12 protein-coding genes are annotated in these 16,586 nt (G+C 59.9%); 4 read left to right on the top strand and 8 right to left on the bottom strand.

The features are described from left to right. Positions 1-56 precede the first annotated feature (56 nt). The 4 genes from W02_RS14045 (at position 57) to W02_RS14030 (ending at position 5,879) form a co-directional block, all read left to right on the top strand. Positions 57-620, top strand: coding sequence for a TIGR00645 family protein (locus W02_RS14045; protein WP_173048754.1), 564 nt, complete (start codon positions 57-59; stop codon positions 618-620). A 100-nt stretch (positions 621-720) separates the two neighbouring features. Then, positions 721-1,749, top strand: a complete 1,029-nt coding sequence (locus W02_RS14040) for a hypothetical protein (protein ID WP_173048752.1) — start codon at positions 721-723, stop codon at positions 1,747-1,749. Positions 1,750-1,790: 41 nt separating this feature from the next. Then, on the top strand, positions 1,791-3,227 hold the full coding sequence (locus W02_RS14035) for a patatin-like phospholipase family protein (protein ID WP_173048749.1): 1,437 nt from the start codon (positions 1,791-1,793) through the stop codon (positions 3,225-3,227). A 12-nt stretch (positions 3,228-3,239) separates the two neighbouring features. Further along, the gene (locus tag W02_RS14030; protein ID WP_197742020.1) at positions 3,240-5,879 is read left to right on the top strand and encodes a patatin-like phospholipase family protein; all 2,640 of its coding nucleotides are present in this window, start codon (positions 3,240-3,242) and stop codon (positions 5,877-5,879) included. Positions 5,880-5,903: 24 nt separating this feature from the next. Here W02_RS14030 and W02_RS14025 read toward each other — a convergent pair whose 3' ends face one another. The 8 genes from W02_RS14025 to W02_RS13990 form a co-directional block, all read right to left on the bottom strand. Continuing rightward, a complete protein-coding gene (locus tag W02_RS14025; protein ID WP_197742019.1) occupies positions 5,904-8,405 on the bottom strand; it encodes an ATP-binding protein in 2,502 nt (833 codons plus the stop codon). A 129-nt stretch (positions 8,406-8,534) separates the two neighbouring features. Continuing rightward, complete coding sequence (locus W02_RS14020; RefSeq protein WP_173048747.1) at positions 8,535-10,604, bottom strand: glycosyltransferase; 2,070 nt, start codon at positions 10,602-10,604, stop codon at positions 8,535-8,537. After that, positions 10,601-11,323 (bottom strand): 3-oxoacyl-ACP reductase FabG, encoded by a 723-nt coding sequence (gene fabG, locus W02_RS14015; protein ID WP_173048745.1) that lies wholly within the window; start codon positions 11,321-11,323, stop codon positions 10,601-10,603. The genes W02_RS14020 and fabG overlap by 4 nt, the downstream gene beginning before the upstream one ends. After that, complete coding sequence (locus W02_RS14010) at positions 11,320-11,796, bottom strand: hypothetical protein (RefSeq protein WP_173048743.1); 477 nt, start codon at positions 11,794-11,796, stop codon at positions 11,320-11,322. The genes fabG and W02_RS14010 overlap by 4 nt, the downstream gene beginning before the upstream one ends. Next, on the bottom strand, positions 11,793-12,590 hold the full coding sequence (locus W02_RS14005) for a beta-ketoacyl synthase chain length factor (RefSeq protein ID WP_173048741.1): 798 nt from the start codon (positions 12,588-12,590) through the stop codon (positions 11,793-11,795). The genes W02_RS14010 and W02_RS14005 overlap by 4 nt, the downstream gene beginning before the upstream one ends. Then, entirely contained in the window at positions 12,590-13,777 is a 1,188-nt protein-coding gene (locus W02_RS14000) for a beta-ketoacyl-[acyl-carrier-protein] synthase family protein (protein ID WP_173048739.1), read from the bottom strand. Before W02_RS14000 ends, W02_RS14005 begins: the two co-directional genes overlap by 1 nt. Continuing rightward, the gene (locus W02_RS13995; protein ID WP_173048737.1) at positions 13,774-16,098 is read right to left on the bottom strand and encodes an MMPL family transporter; all 2,325 of its coding nucleotides are present in this window, start codon (positions 16,096-16,098) and stop codon (positions 13,774-13,776) included. Before W02_RS13995 ends, W02_RS14000 begins: the two co-directional genes overlap by 4 nt. Continuing rightward, positions 16,095-16,580: a LolA-related protein gene (locus tag W02_RS13990; RefSeq protein WP_255458592.1), complete on the bottom strand. Its 486-nt coding sequence runs from the start codon at positions 16,578-16,580 to the stop codon at positions 16,095-16,097. The genes W02_RS13995 and W02_RS13990 overlap by 4 nt, the downstream gene beginning before the upstream one ends. Between the last annotated feature and the right edge of the window lie 6 nt (positions 16,581-16,586).

Here is a 16,586-nt window from a genome sequence, read left to right as displayed (position 1 = left end):
ATCGTGCCAGTCCTTCGTTGCGCCTACTCAACACGCACCACCGCCAAGGAGATGTGATGTCCGACGGCCATCTAGAACAGGATGACATTCGCAGCGCGCGTTATCTCAAGGATCATCCCGTCGAGCACGCCTTCGAAATCGTCGTGTTCGCCAGCCGCTGGATCCAGGCTCCTCTGTACGGAGGGTTGATCGTCGCAGAAACGCTGTACGCGTACAAATTTCTGGGCGAACTCTGGGAAATGATCACGCACATCCATCGGCTGGAAGAAACGACGTTCATGCTCGGCGTCCTCGGCCTGATCGATATCACCATGGTCGCCAATCTCCTGACTATGGTCGTGATCGGAGGCTACGCCACGTTCGTCAGCAAACTGGATCTCGACGGCCATCCCGATAGACCGGACTGGTTGAGCCACGTGGACCCCGGCACGATCAAGGTCAAACTGGCGGCTTCCCTGATTGGGATCTCCAGCATTCACCTGCTGAAGGCCTTTGTCAACGTGGCCAATGAGGATCCCGAACACATCAAATGGAAGATTTTCATTCATATGACGTTTCTCGGGTCGGCCATTCTCCTGGCCTGGACGGATAAGATCATGCAAAAGGACAAAAAACATTAGTCCGCACGGTCCGGTCGAGCAGCCGATCAGAGGTCGAGTCGTTTTACGGACATTACCTGCGAGGGCATGGACAACAACCAGTGTGGATGGGATGACGCACATGCCTCTCTTTCGCGGCTTGCTTCCTTTGACCGGCCTCCTGTGCCTGACCTCTTGCACATCTTCCGTGCTCGATCTTCGGCAGAACTTGGATCTCCATCGAGCGTCATTTCGCGAAAAGCTCGCTGGAGATGACCGCGCGATCCAACAATACGTCGCCTGTGTGGCGCCGCCGAAGAAACAGACCTCTGAGGCGCAGGAAACCGTCGATCCCGTCGCAAAGCTGGTGAAGCATCTGCTGAACCGGCAACCACAGGAAGCCGACGGCCTGAACGGCCTGCAGACCATCGTGTTCGAGTTGGAGGAATCACCCAACCGGCGGCTCGATGTGAGCCTCCTCCGGAAAGTGGTTGCCGCCATCAATCGCTGGCACGCCCACTTGGACTTCGACGAAGATGATCTGGAGCGCGATGTGTCGCGCTTTACCCTGTTGCTGTCCGCCTATAACAAGGCGTATTTCGGGAACATTGCCGCCCAGCTTCACGCATCGGCGAACAAGTCCGCCATGTCGGGCGGGTTCGTCGATCGCAACGGCAACATATTCATGTTTCCAGGTCTCTCCCACGACCTTTCTACATCCGACCGTCCCTTGCGCAGCGTTGCGAAGGCGGTGACGTCGCAGGGTATCACCGCGGATCTGACCAGGATTTTTCTCGAGGCCTTCTTCGACGCAGCGTTCCAAGTTCCAGCGGTGAGCGGAGCCACCGCTCTGCAGATATCGTGGCCGCCGGACATTCCGCCGTATCCGGAATTCAGCGCCGATCATCCGCCCATCCCGCTGGACGCCCTGGCTCGAGTGACGCGCGACGCCTTGCGAGCAGAAGCCGCCGTGACGGCAGAGGTGGGAAAAGTCGTCCGTGGGGCCGGAGTCTTCGGAACAGGAAACGAAACCCTGGCGGCTTCCCTGGAAGCTGCAGGAGGCATCATTGCGCGGAAACTTATCGAGCACGAAGGGTTCTGCTACTTCCGGGTGAAACAGACCCGGCGGCCGATGGCGCACCGCGGGCTCATTCGGGAATCTGCCGGCTGAATCGATTGCGGCACGCCGCATTCATTATGGGAGATGGAGCTATGAACGACTCGCCTGTTGTTATCGGTGCGCTGCTGTGTCTCACGCTCACCGGTTGCTTCGCGAAGATCCACGACCTGCCCGCTCAACCAAAAGATGCCGCCGCGCTGTTCGCGCCATTGGAGGATCAAGAACTGCTCGTCGGGCTGGCGGTGTCCGGGGGTGGGAGCCGTGCGGCGACGTTCGCCGCCGGCGCGTTGGAAGCTCTGGCGGAAACCTCAGTCCAGCAAGGCGCCGCGCGGCGGAGCGTACTGGAGACCGTGAGCTATATGTCCAGCGTGTCGGGTGGGAGCCTTGCCACGGCATACTATATCGCGAACAAGCCGCCGAGGGCTGAACCGATGCTGACAGGGGAAGGACTGTCCCCTCGATATCGTGAGTTTTTCTCCGGCTACAAGACGGCCATGCAGACCAATTTTCAGGAGCGCGGAGTCGTTCGGCAGTTGGCGTACTTCCGTGCCTTCAACCCGACCAAACTGGCCTATTCCCTTTCCGAGGTATGGGATGCGCAATTCCTGCACGACATGACATTCGCCCAGGTCTACGAAAGGGAACACCGTGGAGATATCCCGCGAGTCATCCTGAACGGAACGGTGTATAACTCCGGCCGGCGCTTTGCCTTTACCACGCTGCCCGCCGCAGACTTCGATTACGATTTCATCGACATTCTGATCGATGAATTGAAGAAACCGGACCGGCCCGTGCCCGTCACTCCGGAAGGCATGGCCATCATTCAGAAGGGACTCGACAAGGCCAGCCGGCAGTTTCTGCCACTCACGTTCGAACGTGTAGGAGCCGACTACAGAAATCTCCGGCTGTCGCTCGCCGTGGCGACATCGGCGTCCTTTCCGCCAGTCGTCGGGCCGGTGACCTACCGCATTGAAGGATCCCCGACCTATATGCACATCGGGGACGGGGGGCTGTTCGATAATCTCGGGACAGAATCGCTGACCACCCTCTTTCTCAAGAAGATCCCGCAGGGTTCCACCAAGCGCGGGCTCATCATCGTTATCGACACGTCTTTTCCCTTCGATGCGGGAGGCCCGGAGCTGGATGGCAACGACAAGGGATTTCAGGTATTCCGTGAGGATCCGTCGCGCATCGTGGGGATCATGGAAGAACGAGCCAATACCTATCAGACGCTACTCTGGCACAGCTTGAGGACGCAGGGAGTGGTGTTGCCGGATTTTGCTCATTTGCGGATCGTGGTCTTGAAACACGTCGATGCCGAATGGACCGGGTATCAAGATCTGCCGGAGAGCTGTCGCAAAGACTTTTCAACGGATGTGACGCCGAAGCAGATTCAGCAGGCAGTCAGTGTGATCCCGACCTTGTTCAAAATTAAGACCCCTTGTCATGGCGATTTACTCCTCAAAGCCGCCCGCAAGGTGGTAGAGCAGTACCGTCATCGCATCGTGGGCTTTCTCGAAGCGAAATGATCGCAGGCGCACATGGCTGCTGATTCTCACGAACACGGCCCCTTTGACCTTTCCCATGTCCTCGAAGAGGAGTACACCGCCATCCATGGTCCGCTGGCTTCCCCCAGGCCGGCGGCGTCCGAAGCCGACCGTCTCGCCGCGATCTATTCCCGCATTCATACGTTGACCCGCCCGCGCATGGCGCTCTGTCTCTCCGGGGGCGGCATACGCAGCGCGACGTTCGCATTGGGCGTCATGCAGGGATTGGCCCGTCTCAAGGTTCTGGAACGATTCGATTACCTGTCTACGGTCTCGGGAGGGGGATACATCGGGAGTTGGCTGTCGGCGTGGATCCGCAATCACCGGCGCGGACTCGCAGGCGTCGCCGATGAATTGCGCTTCGAACCGAAGCCTGACTGCATCGAGCCTCTGCCGATCGCTTACCTTCGCGCCTACAGTAACTACTTGACTCCTCGTTTGGGCTTGCTGTCCGCTGACTCGTGGACTCTCGTCGGCACCTATCTGAGAAACTTGATTCTAAATTGGCTGGTCTTCATCCCGTTTCTTCTTGCCTTCCTGGCTTGGCCTCTGCTCTACCGATCGGTCCTTCGCATCCCCCATTCAGATGCCATTGCTGGAACCGCCGCCACATTGGGAAGCCTGCTCCTATTGATCAATCTGGTGTATCTGCATGTTTGCAGGCCGAGCCTGCACAAGCTGCGTTCAGCCCCTATCTGGAAACAGATCGAAGGACAGCCGGCCTTTCTAGCGCTGTGCCTCACTCCCCTCGTTGTGGGCGCGGTGTGTCTAGCCCTGGCATGGCACTGGTATCTCCAATCGGGCCGCACGCTCGATCACATGACGCTCTACGGGCTGTCTACCCCGGTGACATTGGCGGCGGGAGCCGCGATCATGCACACCGTCGCCTGGGTGATCGCCGCCTTGATTCTCAGACGACCGTGGAACGATATGTGGCGGTACCTGGAACTCTTGACGATCGCCCTCAGCGGGTTACTCGGCGGCGCCTTGCTGTGGCTCGCGCTGATGAAGGCGGAACCGCTCTACGACGTGCCTCAGTTCGAAAATTGGTACACCTGCGTGGCCGTGCCGGCCTTTCTGTCGCTGTTTCTCCTCGCCGCCGCTCTCTTCATCGGTATCTCGAGCCGTGCGACCGGCGATGACGACCGGGAATGGTGGGGCCGTTCAGGATCCTGGGCGTTGATTGCAACAGCCACCTGGTCCGGCATTTCCGGCATCGCGATTTTTGGGCCGCACATCCTGTCCTATATTCCAGGATGGCTCACGTCGGCTGGAGGCATCACGGGACTGTTGACCATCCTCTTCGGATTCGGTTCAAAAACCGCGGTACGGCGCGACGACGAGCGGCCGAGTTGGTGGGCGAGGATCGGGGTCCAGAGTTATCTGCTTCTGCTGGCCCCGCTGACGGTGGTGCTGGTGCTCATGCTGCTCGCATGGGCCAATTCCGTCATCTTGGATAACGCCTCGTCAAATACGGTGGGGCAGTTCATGACCGGGATGGGGCTCTTTGCCATCCTGATGTCGTTTTACATCAACATCAACAAATTTTCCCTTCATGCCATGTACCGCAATCGCCTCATCCGTGCGTATCTCGGGGCATCGCGAGGACGGGATCGTGAACCCAACGCCTTCACCGGTTTCGATTCGCACGATAACTTCCAAATGGCGGAGCTGGCGCCTGCAGGCAAGCCGGTTCAGAAACCGTTCCACGTCGTCAACATCGCCTTGAACCTCGTCCACGGGAGCAATCTCGCCTGGCAGCAAAGAAAGGCGCAGTCGTTCACGGTCAGTCCTCTGCACTCCGGGAGCGGGAATATGACGCCGGGCTACCGTCCGACGCGAGAATATGGAAAGAATCCGGCCGTCAATCAAGCCATCACGATCGGAACCGCGCTGGCCATCTCGGGAGCCGCCGCAAGCCCGAACATGGGCTACCACTCTTCTCCTGCCGTCACGCTGCTGTTGACGCTGTTCAACATCCGGCTGGGATGGTGGCTGGGAAATCCGGGGGAGGCCGGCCGGACGGCCTACAAGAGATCCTGTCCGGAGTTCGCCGTCGGCCCCCTCCTGTCGGAGGCATTCGGCTTCACCAATAACGAGCGGCGATATGTCTATCTCTCCGACGGCGGCCACTTCGAGAACCTCGCGCTCTATGAAATGGTCCGCAGGCGCTGCCACATCATCGTCGTCAGCGATGCCGGCTGCGATCAATTGTCGAGATTCTCCGATCTGGGGAACGCGATTCGAAAGATCCGCATCGATTTGGGGATCGAAATCGAAATGGACGTGAGCAAACTGCGCCGGCAGAACTCATCGCCCTTCAGCGAGCGTCACCATGCGATCGGCAGGATCCGTTACGATCTGGTGGATCCAGGAGCGCCGAGCGGCCTCCTATTGTATCTCAAGCCTTCACTGAGCGGGCAGGAACCGACCGACATCCTCGATTATGCGGCCAGCCATCCGGCATTTCCGCACGAATCGACGGCGGACCAGTTTTTCGACGAATCGCAATTCGAATCGTACCGGAAGCTCGGCTCACACATCGTCGATGAGGTGTTTCGCAACGTGAAGACCGACCCTGACCAGCCGGCCGATCGGCTCTTCGAGACCCTGCGCGCGCAGGCTCAAGGGTGAGGTCGGCGCAGAAAGGGAAGACGGTCATTCATAGGCTGCGGTCATCAATCCTTGTCCATCTTCCCAGTAGGGGACCCAGACCAGGGCGACGAGCTTGACCGCAATGTTGGTTTTGTTCGGCCGGATCGACACCACGTCGAGTTTCTCACCGAGCGGATCGGTCGCGGCTGAGAGGGCTTCCCGTTCGGATTCGAATTGCCTCTCCAACTCGGACAGTTGTTGCCGCAACGCGGTGACAGTCTCCTGTGCCTGGCTGACGTCCTGCGCCTCCTTCAACACGCGGCCCGCTCCACGGATGGCGGTCGTCGCGCGGCCGATGTTGGTTGCGCTCAACGTTTTTCGTCCCAGGAAAGCGCCGAGGATGGAGGCTCCGACCGAAACTGCGGCCTGCAACTGGCTCGATCGCGACTCCGCCTGTTGACGTTCCTGCATCTGCTCGGCTCGGCGGATACGCTCCTGCAATGAGGCGATTTTCGGAGCATACTTACGCCTCAGCGACTCGGCGGCCTCATCACGGTGCTCGCGGCCGGCTTGCTGCAATCGCACGCGGAAATCCCGCTCGGACTCTCCCGGCTTGGACGCCGCGCCGGTACTTGGGCTTTTGAGCACCGCTATGCCTTGTGTACGGAACAACCAGGCACCGAACTCTTTGTTCCATCCGGCATAGCTTTTCGCTTTTGCTCCCGCAGAAGGGAGTGGAAGAAATCGGGCGGTCTCGTCCGGAACGGATTCCAAATCAGTCACGGAAACGTTGAGGGCCGACGCCTGATCCCAGTCGACCGTCACGGCGCCGTCTCCGAACTCGGCCAGCCGCGTCACTTCCCTCACGTCGTCTACTTCGCTTTTGGCATCGACGAACCTGAGCCGACCGCTTCCCATGACCATCGGCCGATAGACCAGCCCGGCATTGTTCGGGCGCGAGCCTCTGACCGGGACGACAAACTGAGGCACGTCAGGCGCAACGGAAGGGCGAGCGCCACCCTGCTCACGAAGCGCCACCTTGCCCGACGATGACGGCAGAGCGGCGTCAGACCGTTGGAGGTCCATGAGCTGCTTGATTTGCGCGCGAGTGAGCGGGCCGCGCAAATACGAGAGACACCACCGGGATTCAAACACGACGGGTTCGTCTTCGTGCACATTGTTCATCAGAAAAATACGATTCCCCAAGCCGGCCAGCAGACTCTCCATGCGGGCTCTGTCAAACTTCATTCCCGCTCCCGAGGATGCGCCTTCCAACCCTTCGAGGACGCGTGCCTTGTCCCGCTCCGTTTGCAAACGGCCGATGAACCAGGTCCCCGTATTGGCCAACCCTTTGTAGTCGAGATCGACCGGGTTTTGCGTGGCCAGCACGACGCCAAGCCCGAACGCCCGTGCCTGCTTCAGTAACGTGAGCAACGGCAATTTCGACGGTGGATTCCTCACCGGCGGAAAATATCCGAATATTTCGTCCATGTAGAGCAGGGCCCGAAGACTTGTCGTCCCGGATTGCGCCCGCATCCACCCGATCATTTGACTCAGAAGCAGCGTAACAAAAAACATCCGTTCCGCATCGCTGAGGTGTGCGATCGAAAAGATCGCCATTCTGGGCTTTCCTGCAGGACTGTACAGCAGCTGCTGGATATCCAGTGCCTCTCCTTCCATCCACGCCTGAAATCCCGGCGAGGCAAGGAGATTGTTCATCTTCATCGCCAATGCAAACCGTTCCTTGGCGGGGAAGAAGGCATCCAGGTCCATCACTCCGACGGTGTTCACCGGGGGTGTTTGAATAGCCCGGACCAGAGCCGCAAGATCGAGATCCTGTTGTTGCCTCCAGAAATGATCCAGAATCGTTGATAGGAGAATGTGCTCGCGGCTCCGTATCGGATCGGCTTCGACTCCGAGCAGGCCCAAGAGACCCGTCGTCGTAGTCATGATTCGTTCCCGCAGGACCTCGGCATCGCTCAGGACGTCGCCCGGCGGCGCCGCAAAGGATTTCAAAATCGAAACCGGCAACCCCGCCTGGCTTCCCGGCGTATAGATGGCGAACTCGGCGGCATCCCGCAAGCGACGGATGCGTGCGCCGTCCTGGTTCCACGCGGCCAGACCGCTCGCCCACAATTCTGCCTGAGCTTTGGCATAATCAGCAGTGGACAAGCCCTTCTTTTTTGCATCGTCCTCATTGATCCAGGGCTGAAAGTCTTCACCTTTGAGATCGGGGAAGGTAAGCAGAAGATTCCCAAGGTCGCCTTTGGGATCAATGATGATGGCCGGAATACCGTCGATAGCCGCTTCTTCGAGCAGAGATAAGCAGAGGCCGGTCTTTCCACTTCCGGTCATACCAACGCACACCGCGTGGGTGACCAGATCTTTTGAGTCGTAGAGGAACCATCCCGGTTTTGGCTGTTTAGCCTCAGGATCGTACGGGCGGCCCAGATATAATACGCCGAGTTTTTCGAAATCCTGCGTCGAGGGAGCGGACATCGTTTCGGCTATCTGTTTTGTCCCGCCCTGTTTGGGCCCGACGGAAGGCTTCTTTTTCGGCGGCATACGAACTCCTTGGAAGCAGGTGAAAACCGGCATGAACGCCGCCATTCTAGTAATTCCCCCCAGGCCCTGCAAGGTCCGCAGCAAGCCGTCAGAACATGCGAGGAATTGTTGAGAGGATCAGCGAGCCGATCAGGCTGCCGAGTGAGAACCGGACGCCGCGTCGTGAGACGCGCGGCGCCTTTCAGCCGGAGATGATGCATCGCCGTTCGAATTCATATTCAGCCGTCTGCGGAGGATCGCATCCAACGAAGTACAGCCGTCTCCTGAACGGATCAGACCTTTGAAGGTTTCGGCCTTGCTACGATATTCAGGATCAGTGAGAAGGTCGTGAAGGATGGGAGCCAGATCCTGCACGGCTGCCTCGCGTGGCCGGACATATGCGCCGGTCCCGGCCCGTGCGGCATATTCCATCATCAGGAACTGATCCAGGTTGCTCGGGATTCCCAGGACGGGAATCCCGGCGGTCAACGCCTGATAGACAGTCGCGCTGCCGCCGTTGCAAATAATGAGTGCCGAACGTTCCGCCGCTTCCAGACCGGGAACAAACGGCGACAGAAACACGTGATCGGGGATGCTAGACGGAGCGGGTTTCCCCGCCGTCGAGACCATTCCGCAGAGGCCGAGAACCTCAAGGGTCTCCAAGACCGTATTGAGAAGGTCATGAGGACCGGTCGATCCCAAACTCACATAGACGATCGGCCGGTCTTTTGAAATCCCTTTCCACCAAGACGGCCGCGTGGGCGGGGACCAGAGCACCGGCCCGATATAGTGATGGTGCGCCGGACAGTCGAACGTGGGAACGAGTTTGGGGAGGTCGGCATAGAGGGTCTCGTCCGCATCGGTAAACACGTGCGGCAACGTATAATCCAGAGAGGGCAAACCGTATTCTCGTCTCACGTTGTTCAAAGCCCACGATTGCTGCACAAAGATCAATGGCCGGATCAGGTCGAAGCACCATTGCCCCGCGCGCACTCCCAATCGATCGGTCATCGTCAGCTCGGGAACGACGTATCGCGATGGAGCATAGGGACTCCAATGGGCATTGGTGACGGTCAAATAGGGAATCCGTACTACACGGGCGCTGACCGACAGCGACAAGCGGAAGTCACCCACGACCGCATGGGGATTCAGATCAGCCAGGAGGCGCAACTCTTCCGACACATAGGCTCGGAGTTCATCGGACGAGTAGAGCGGGCTTCCGGTGCGCAGCCGCTCTTGAAACTGCTCCGATGTAATGGACCGGATATGGTGGAGAGTTGGATGGAGTGATCCAAACAGCGGGAGGTATCTTGGATCACAGGCCATATGCAGGTCGTACAGTTCCGGATCAAGAGTCCGTGCCAGGGCGACTGTCCGTGCGACGTGCGCCAGACTGACGGATTCGGCGACGAACAGGATCCGGCGGCGAAAAGATGACCCGTGGGCTCGCCTCGAGACGGACGGAGCTGTAGGTGAGAGCGTCGCTTCCTCGATTCGATCCTCAGGAGGTCTCGATATCTCCCTGCGGCGCCCGAGCAGTTTGCGGGTTACCATGCGCGTGATGCGGCTGACGTCGCGGACCTGCCGGAAATGGCTGCGCCGAAGATGCCGCCCGTATTCCACCGATATCGGTACCGAATGGATGGGGACACCGTGGCGACCCGCTTCGATCAGGATTTCGCTTTCGAACACGAAGCCGGCTGTCCGATCACAGCGGGCTCCCAACACACGCAAGACGTCAGCCGGATATATGCGGAATCCCGATTGACTGTCTCGAACGGCTCGTCCACCCGCCGATGAGATCCAAAAGTCCGCCAGACGATTGGCAAGGTAACGGACAAGCGGGATTTTTCCGGCGTGGTGCCGCCGTGACCCCAATATGATCGCGCCGGAGTTTCGCCGGTGCATCGCAATCAGTGCAGGAATGTCCTGCGGATTGTGCTGTCCGTCTCCGTCCAGGGTGATGATCGCATCCGCTTCGAGCGCGATCGCATGCTGCGCACCCCGCCAAAGGGCCGCGGCTTTGCCCAAATTACCCGGTTGGCGAAGAATGGTGACGGGAAGGCCGCGCAGCCGATCCGCCGTGTCATCCGATGAACCATCATCCACCACAACCACACGCGGGACGTATTCAAGCGCGCCTGCGGCAATGCGATGGATGGTGGAAGCCTCGTTGTACGCGGGGATCACGGCGGCGACACCGTCCGACGATCGATTCATGCCATCGCTCCATTGATGGAAATAATCTGACCGGAGACGTATGCGGCGGCCTCCGACGCCAGGTAGGCTACGAGGCTGGCGACCTCGAAAGGAGCGCCGGCCCGCTTCATCGGGACGAGACGGGCGACGGCCTCCGGCGTGAAGAGTTCCTCCGTGCCGAGAGTGGCAATAACTCCCGGGGCCACGGCATTCACCGTAATGCCACGGGATGCCAGCTCCACGGCCAGCGCCTTCGTCGCGCCATGGAGCCCCGCCTTCGCGGCGGCATAGTTGACCTGTCCCCGATTCCCGATCAACCCGCTGATCGAAGTAATGTTCACGATGCGGCCCCAGCGGCTTTGAATCATCGGAAGCAGCAAGGGTTGCGTGACATGGAAGAATCCGTTCAGGGAAACGTCGATCACGGACCTCCATTGTTCAACGGTCATCCCGGCCATCACGGCGTCGTGATACATGCCGGCGTTATTGACCAGCACTTGAATGGTGCCGGTCGTCTTGAGACCTTCCAATACCCGCGACGTCTCCTCTGCATTCGTCACATCGAAACACACAGCCTCGGCAGCGCCTCCTTTGGCCCGAATGGCTTCCACCACGGCTCGAGCGCGCTCGGCACGCTGATAGCCGTGCACGATGACCTCGAACCCCGCGGCCGCGAGTTCGTGACAGATCGCCGAGCCGATCTCGCCGCTTCCACCTGTGACGAGAGCACGTTTGCTCATCGTTCGTCACCTCCTTGATTCACGGGCTTCCGTTCAACCGATGCATTCACCAATACGACCGTCAGCCGACCCGTGAGCAGCGGCCGCTCACGGTACTGAATCGCCACGTCGTAGATGTTCCCCCGATCGAATCGCAACACAGCCTGCGCACGAATCGTCAAAGGGCCGTCAACGTTATCCAGATGCGAGACGGTAGCAATCACATCGCGCGCCGCCGCCAACAGTCCGATTCCCGATCGGCCACCGGGCGACGCCTGCGTCAGGAACGCATGAGCGGCAATCGCCTGAGCGCCGTACTCGATGGCGCAGAGCGCACGCAATCCGCTGCCGTCCCTGAGCGGATTATCGAGGCGGCGATGACTCGTCGCAAGACACACGATATGTTCGTCATCCCATGTTTCCACCGAATCGAGCAGGCACATGCTTCCCTGGTGCGGAATGAGGTCCGCAATGTTGGGTGACGACGATTTCATGACGGCACCACCGGCTGGCAAGACACGGTCACGCTGTTATTGTCGAGATAGTCGAGAACCACGGTTTCCGTCGAGCGGCAGGCCAGCGTCCGCAGCAACGGCAAACAGCGAGCGGCGGGGTTACGGTACAGGCCGGCCGGCAATCCCGCCGGATCAGACGTGGCCGGCTCGCGGGCGCCGATCTGAATCTGCCATTGCATCAACGCGCCCCTGCCGGCATCGGGCGTCATCAGAATGGCGACGGAGAACGCGTGCTCGATAGGCCGAAGGGCATACAGGGGAAAGGGAAACGGGAGATCCGACGCGATCAGCATGACCGGCCGATGATCGACGCACGTTTGAGCGGCGGCTTCCAGGAGGCCGGCGACAAACGAGCCGTCGAAGGCGCAGAGACTTGTCGATCCCAGCCGTGACCCGATGGCGATACTCCAGTAGCCGGCCGGGGCGTTGTACACCGAATTGTGAAACGAAGTCGGCGAAATCTCCTTCTCGCGCGTCGTCAATGCCTCACAGATCTGATGCGTGATATACCCGTCGCCGTCCGAAGACGCAAACACCGTCGCCGTCTCGTTGCCCGTAATCTCGCTGCCCCGCAAGGCTTCCTCGGCGGCGGCAATGGCCAATCTGACCGCGTCGCTGCTGCGGCGGCGCTCCGTCGCCGGCAAGATGCTCGGGACAACCCGAGGCGTATCGCCGAACCGGTAGGGAGCGGAGCCGGTCAGAATCGGTTGCGTCGAGACCCAGCCGTTCAATCCAGGCCCCATGAGCCCCACACTTTGCACATAGAGCTGCATCAGCCCGTCCTTCCAAAAATGAGGCTGCAGTTGTTGCCGCCGAACCCGAAGGAGTTGCTCATGGCAAACCGTACCGGTCGCCGTTCGCTTTGGAGGAGAATCCGACTGCGAAAATCCGGGTCGAGTTGCCGCGTATGAATGATTCCCGGCAGCAGCCCATACCGAAGGCAGAAGATCGTCAGAATCGCTTCCACGATGCCTGCCGCGCCCAGGGTATGGCCGGTTCCGCCCTTGGTCGAACTGCACGGCGTCCGTTTGCCGAACGTCCGTTCGATCGCTTGATCTTCAGCGCGATCATTGGCCTGTGTGCCGGTGCCATGCATATTGACGTAGTCGATGTCCCTCGGCGTCAAGCCGGCGCACTGCAAAGCCTGTTGCATTGCCGCGGCCGCACCCGTTCCTTCCGGGTGAGGTGTCGACATATGATAGGCATCGGTGCTTTCTCCGTATCCCAGGAACACAATGTCGCCGTCGGCCTCATGAGTCCGTTCCAGTAATGCGAATCCTGCCGCCTCTCCGATGGACAAACCGTTGCGATGCACATCGCAGGGTCGGCACGGCATGTCGGAAAGCAGTCCGAGCGATGAAAACCCGTACAGCGTCATGAGGCACAGACTGTCGACCCCGCCCGTGACGACGGCGTCGCACAACCCGGCCTCGATCCAGCGGGACGCACTGGCAAATACCTTGGCGCTGGACGAACAGGCCGTCGAGACGGACGCGGCCGGGCCGTTCAGACACAAGTGGCGCCGGGCGACGTCGCTGACCGAAAAGACGTTTTGGGTGCACCGGTAGCGTAACGTGGGCGGCAGATTTCCATTCCGTGAACCTCGCTGGCGGTAGGCCATCTCTGTTTCGAGAATCCCGGAGGTGGTCGTTCCGACCAGCACACCGATGCGATCCGCGCCGTATTTTGTACGCGCTCGTGCGACGGCCTGTTCGAATCCGTCTTGCCGCAAGGCGATGACCGCCAGCCGGTTGTTGCGACAATCGAAGTCAGCCAGGTTTCCTTCGAGCGGTTCTTTCTCCAGTCCGTCGACTCGCCCGATCCAGGTGTCGATGGCGGCGTCCTCAAAATCGTTGGGCCGCAGTCCGTGCCGGTTTTGATACAGCCCGTCCCAGGTCGCGGCGAGACCGCGACCGAGAGGATTGACCGTCGTCATCGCAGTGACGGTGAGGGAATTCATCGGATGGTCTCCCGTCTCTGGACGAGCGCCGCGGACAACATCATGGAGAAGAATGCACCCAGGCTCACCGTGAGCCCAATGGCATGGAGCACCGCCGTATGTGAGAACGCCAGCGCACCGAATGCCGACAGGGTGGAGAGGATGCAGACGGTCAGGGACAGAAGGTTGCGCCGGCGCTCGGCTTCATCCGTGAATCGTCTGTCGAAAAACAGCGCATAGTTCAGCCCGATCCCGATCACCAGCAAGAGCGACACGAGATGGAACAGTGACAGCCGTTCACCGGCCACCGTGAGAATCGTCACGACAAAGATGACGGCCACGACGGGCGGCACCAGCACACGTCCCACACGACCGGGATTCCGGAGGCCCCACCATAGAACGGCGGTGATGGCCAGGAAACCGGCGGCTGTAAACCGAAGGGATTCCCGGCGATACCCATCGACCAATCGTTCGGCTTCACCCTTGAGATCGAGAAACCTCGCACCGGACAGACCGGATTGAGCAAGCCGGTCCGCGACCGCCGTGCTTGAAGACACGCCGCGGAGCGGCGCCAGCCCTATCCAGCCGTCCTTGCCGGAAAGTAGCAGTGCTCTGAGTTTTATGGAAAAGGCCGATTCCCGCAGATCGTCGCTCTCGAGCAACTTCCCAGCGCGTGCTTGTTCGACATCCCGTAAGAACGGCTCGAAGAGGCCGGAGCGGAACGACAACCCGTCACGCGCACGGGTGAGCGCGGCGGCAAGCTGTGCTCGGTCAGGAAGCGCCGCCAGTCGCCGGCTCTGGGTTTCTCGAGACGGGAGATACCGGCTGGGAAGATCGTAGCCGGTCAACAATCCGTCCTGCGTCATTCGGTGCAGCACCAGGGCAAGATGTTCACTCGTCGTGAGAACCTGTTCCTGATCGGGGCCTCGCACCACGACGACATAACGGACGTCCGGTGCCCCGAGTTCAGCGCGCAATTGCGCATCCAAGTCTTTGGCCGACTGCGAGACAGGACTGAGATTGGCGAGATCATGATCCCAAATGCTCTGATGTTTGACCGTCAGCAACCCCATGGCGCCAAAACACAGCACCCAGATAACCCAGGAGGCGGAACGCAGGTCCGCCAACGGTCTGGTCCAGTTCAGCGGAAGAATTTCGCGGGCGGAACTTTTCATGGGTTGCGGTGAGAGGGCAGGCAGTACCCACCGGGTCACGAGACCTGCAACCGATACACCCACGGCCGACAGAACGCCTAGTTGTGACAGGCCCGTGAAACTCGAGAGCAACATCGTCAGCGCGCCGAAGACGGTCGTCAGCACGGCCAGCCTCAAGGTCGGCCACACACGAGAGAGCGTTTCTTGAAACCGTTCACCGGTCATGACCTGCGTGAACAGATATGCCGGATAATCGACGGCTTCGCCGATCAGCGTCGCACCAAATCCAAGCGTAATGCCGTGGACCGAGCCGAAGACAATCTGAACCGCCGCGACGCCGGCAAGAAGACCGCTGAGCACCGGGAGCAGACTCAGTAAAACGGGCGAAACGGAACGATATATCGTGAGCAGCAATCCGACGACGAGCGTGCCGGCCACGGCCGAGAGTCTCCATGAATCCCGTTCGATCGTGGCTCGCGAGTCCACGGCAAAGACGCCGGGTCCGCTGATAAGCAGACGAACACTTTCCGGCAGCCCCAGAGAAGCGAATGCCTTCCGAACCGCCGTCAATGCGGATCCCTGCTGATCGAGATCGAAGCCTGCCGCCCGCGTTTCCGCGATAAGTTGCGCGCGGGAACCATCCCGTGAGAACCAGACTCCGTGCAGCACCGAGGGGCCGTCCCCCATGGACAACTCGGACAGAATGTGTGCGAGCTCGCCCGTTGGATCGGCTGGCAACAGCGCTTTCGTCACGGCCCCGGCAGGAGAACCGAGCAATTCCATTTGACGCTCAAGGGAAGCACGCAAGGCGGGCGCGGTAAAATGATCGGCGGCGACGGCCGAACTCAGGACATACCGATGTCGCATGAGGACGTCGCGTTCGATCTTGAGTTTGGCCGGATCACCGTTGTGCACATAGCCAAACAGGTTGCTGGTTTGAATCGCTTCCGTGAGCCGGCCGCTGGCCTCCGCCAAAGTTTCAGGATCCGCACCCTCGATGGCAATCAGTAACAGGCGGGCCGCCACTCCATCCCGCAATTGCGCGATCAGAAGTTCCTGGGCAGGAATGGCCGAGCCGGATAATAATGCCGCCAAATCGGTGGTCACTGTCATTCGAGTCACCACGGCGCCGCACGCGAGAAGGAAGACGACCCAGAGGATGAGGGCGGGCCGAAAGGCGGCACTCACGACACGTGTCCCTGGATCAGCATGACCGATCGGTCCCCGCCTGTTTCCTGAATCTCCACGCTGACCAAACGGTTGCCGTGTCCACTCAGTCTGACGCTGGAGAGATACTCCGCAGCCTGCCGGTCCAACGGCCGCAAGATCAGAATCCAACTGTCCCGGGTTCCTTGCAGATCGATGTAATAGAAACGGCCGAGCGTGGTGAGATCGCCGGCGAGACTTGCACGGATCGCTTCCACGAATGACCAGATCAGCGGATGACTTCTCACGTTCACCCGTTTGGTGCCCTCGCGATTGGCCAGCGTGAGTTGATCGCCATGCACGACGACATGTTCGTCATAAGGAGCCAGAACATGTTTTTCGACCCGATCCGGCCGGACATAGGATAATGTCCCTTTCAAGACGAGAGGACGAGTCAAGACCCCCACGATCTTGGTCTCCGTAAAGCTTTCCTGACGGGACGTCACTTGCGCCATAAGCTCCATCAGCTG

The organism is Nitrospira sp. KM1 (genome assembly GCF_011405515.1).
Lineage (GTDB): Bacteria > Nitrospirota > Nitrospiria > Nitrospirales > Nitrospiraceae > Nitrospira_C.
Note: the sequence above shows the minus strand (reverse complement) of the source record. Positions and strands in the feature narration are given on the sequence as shown.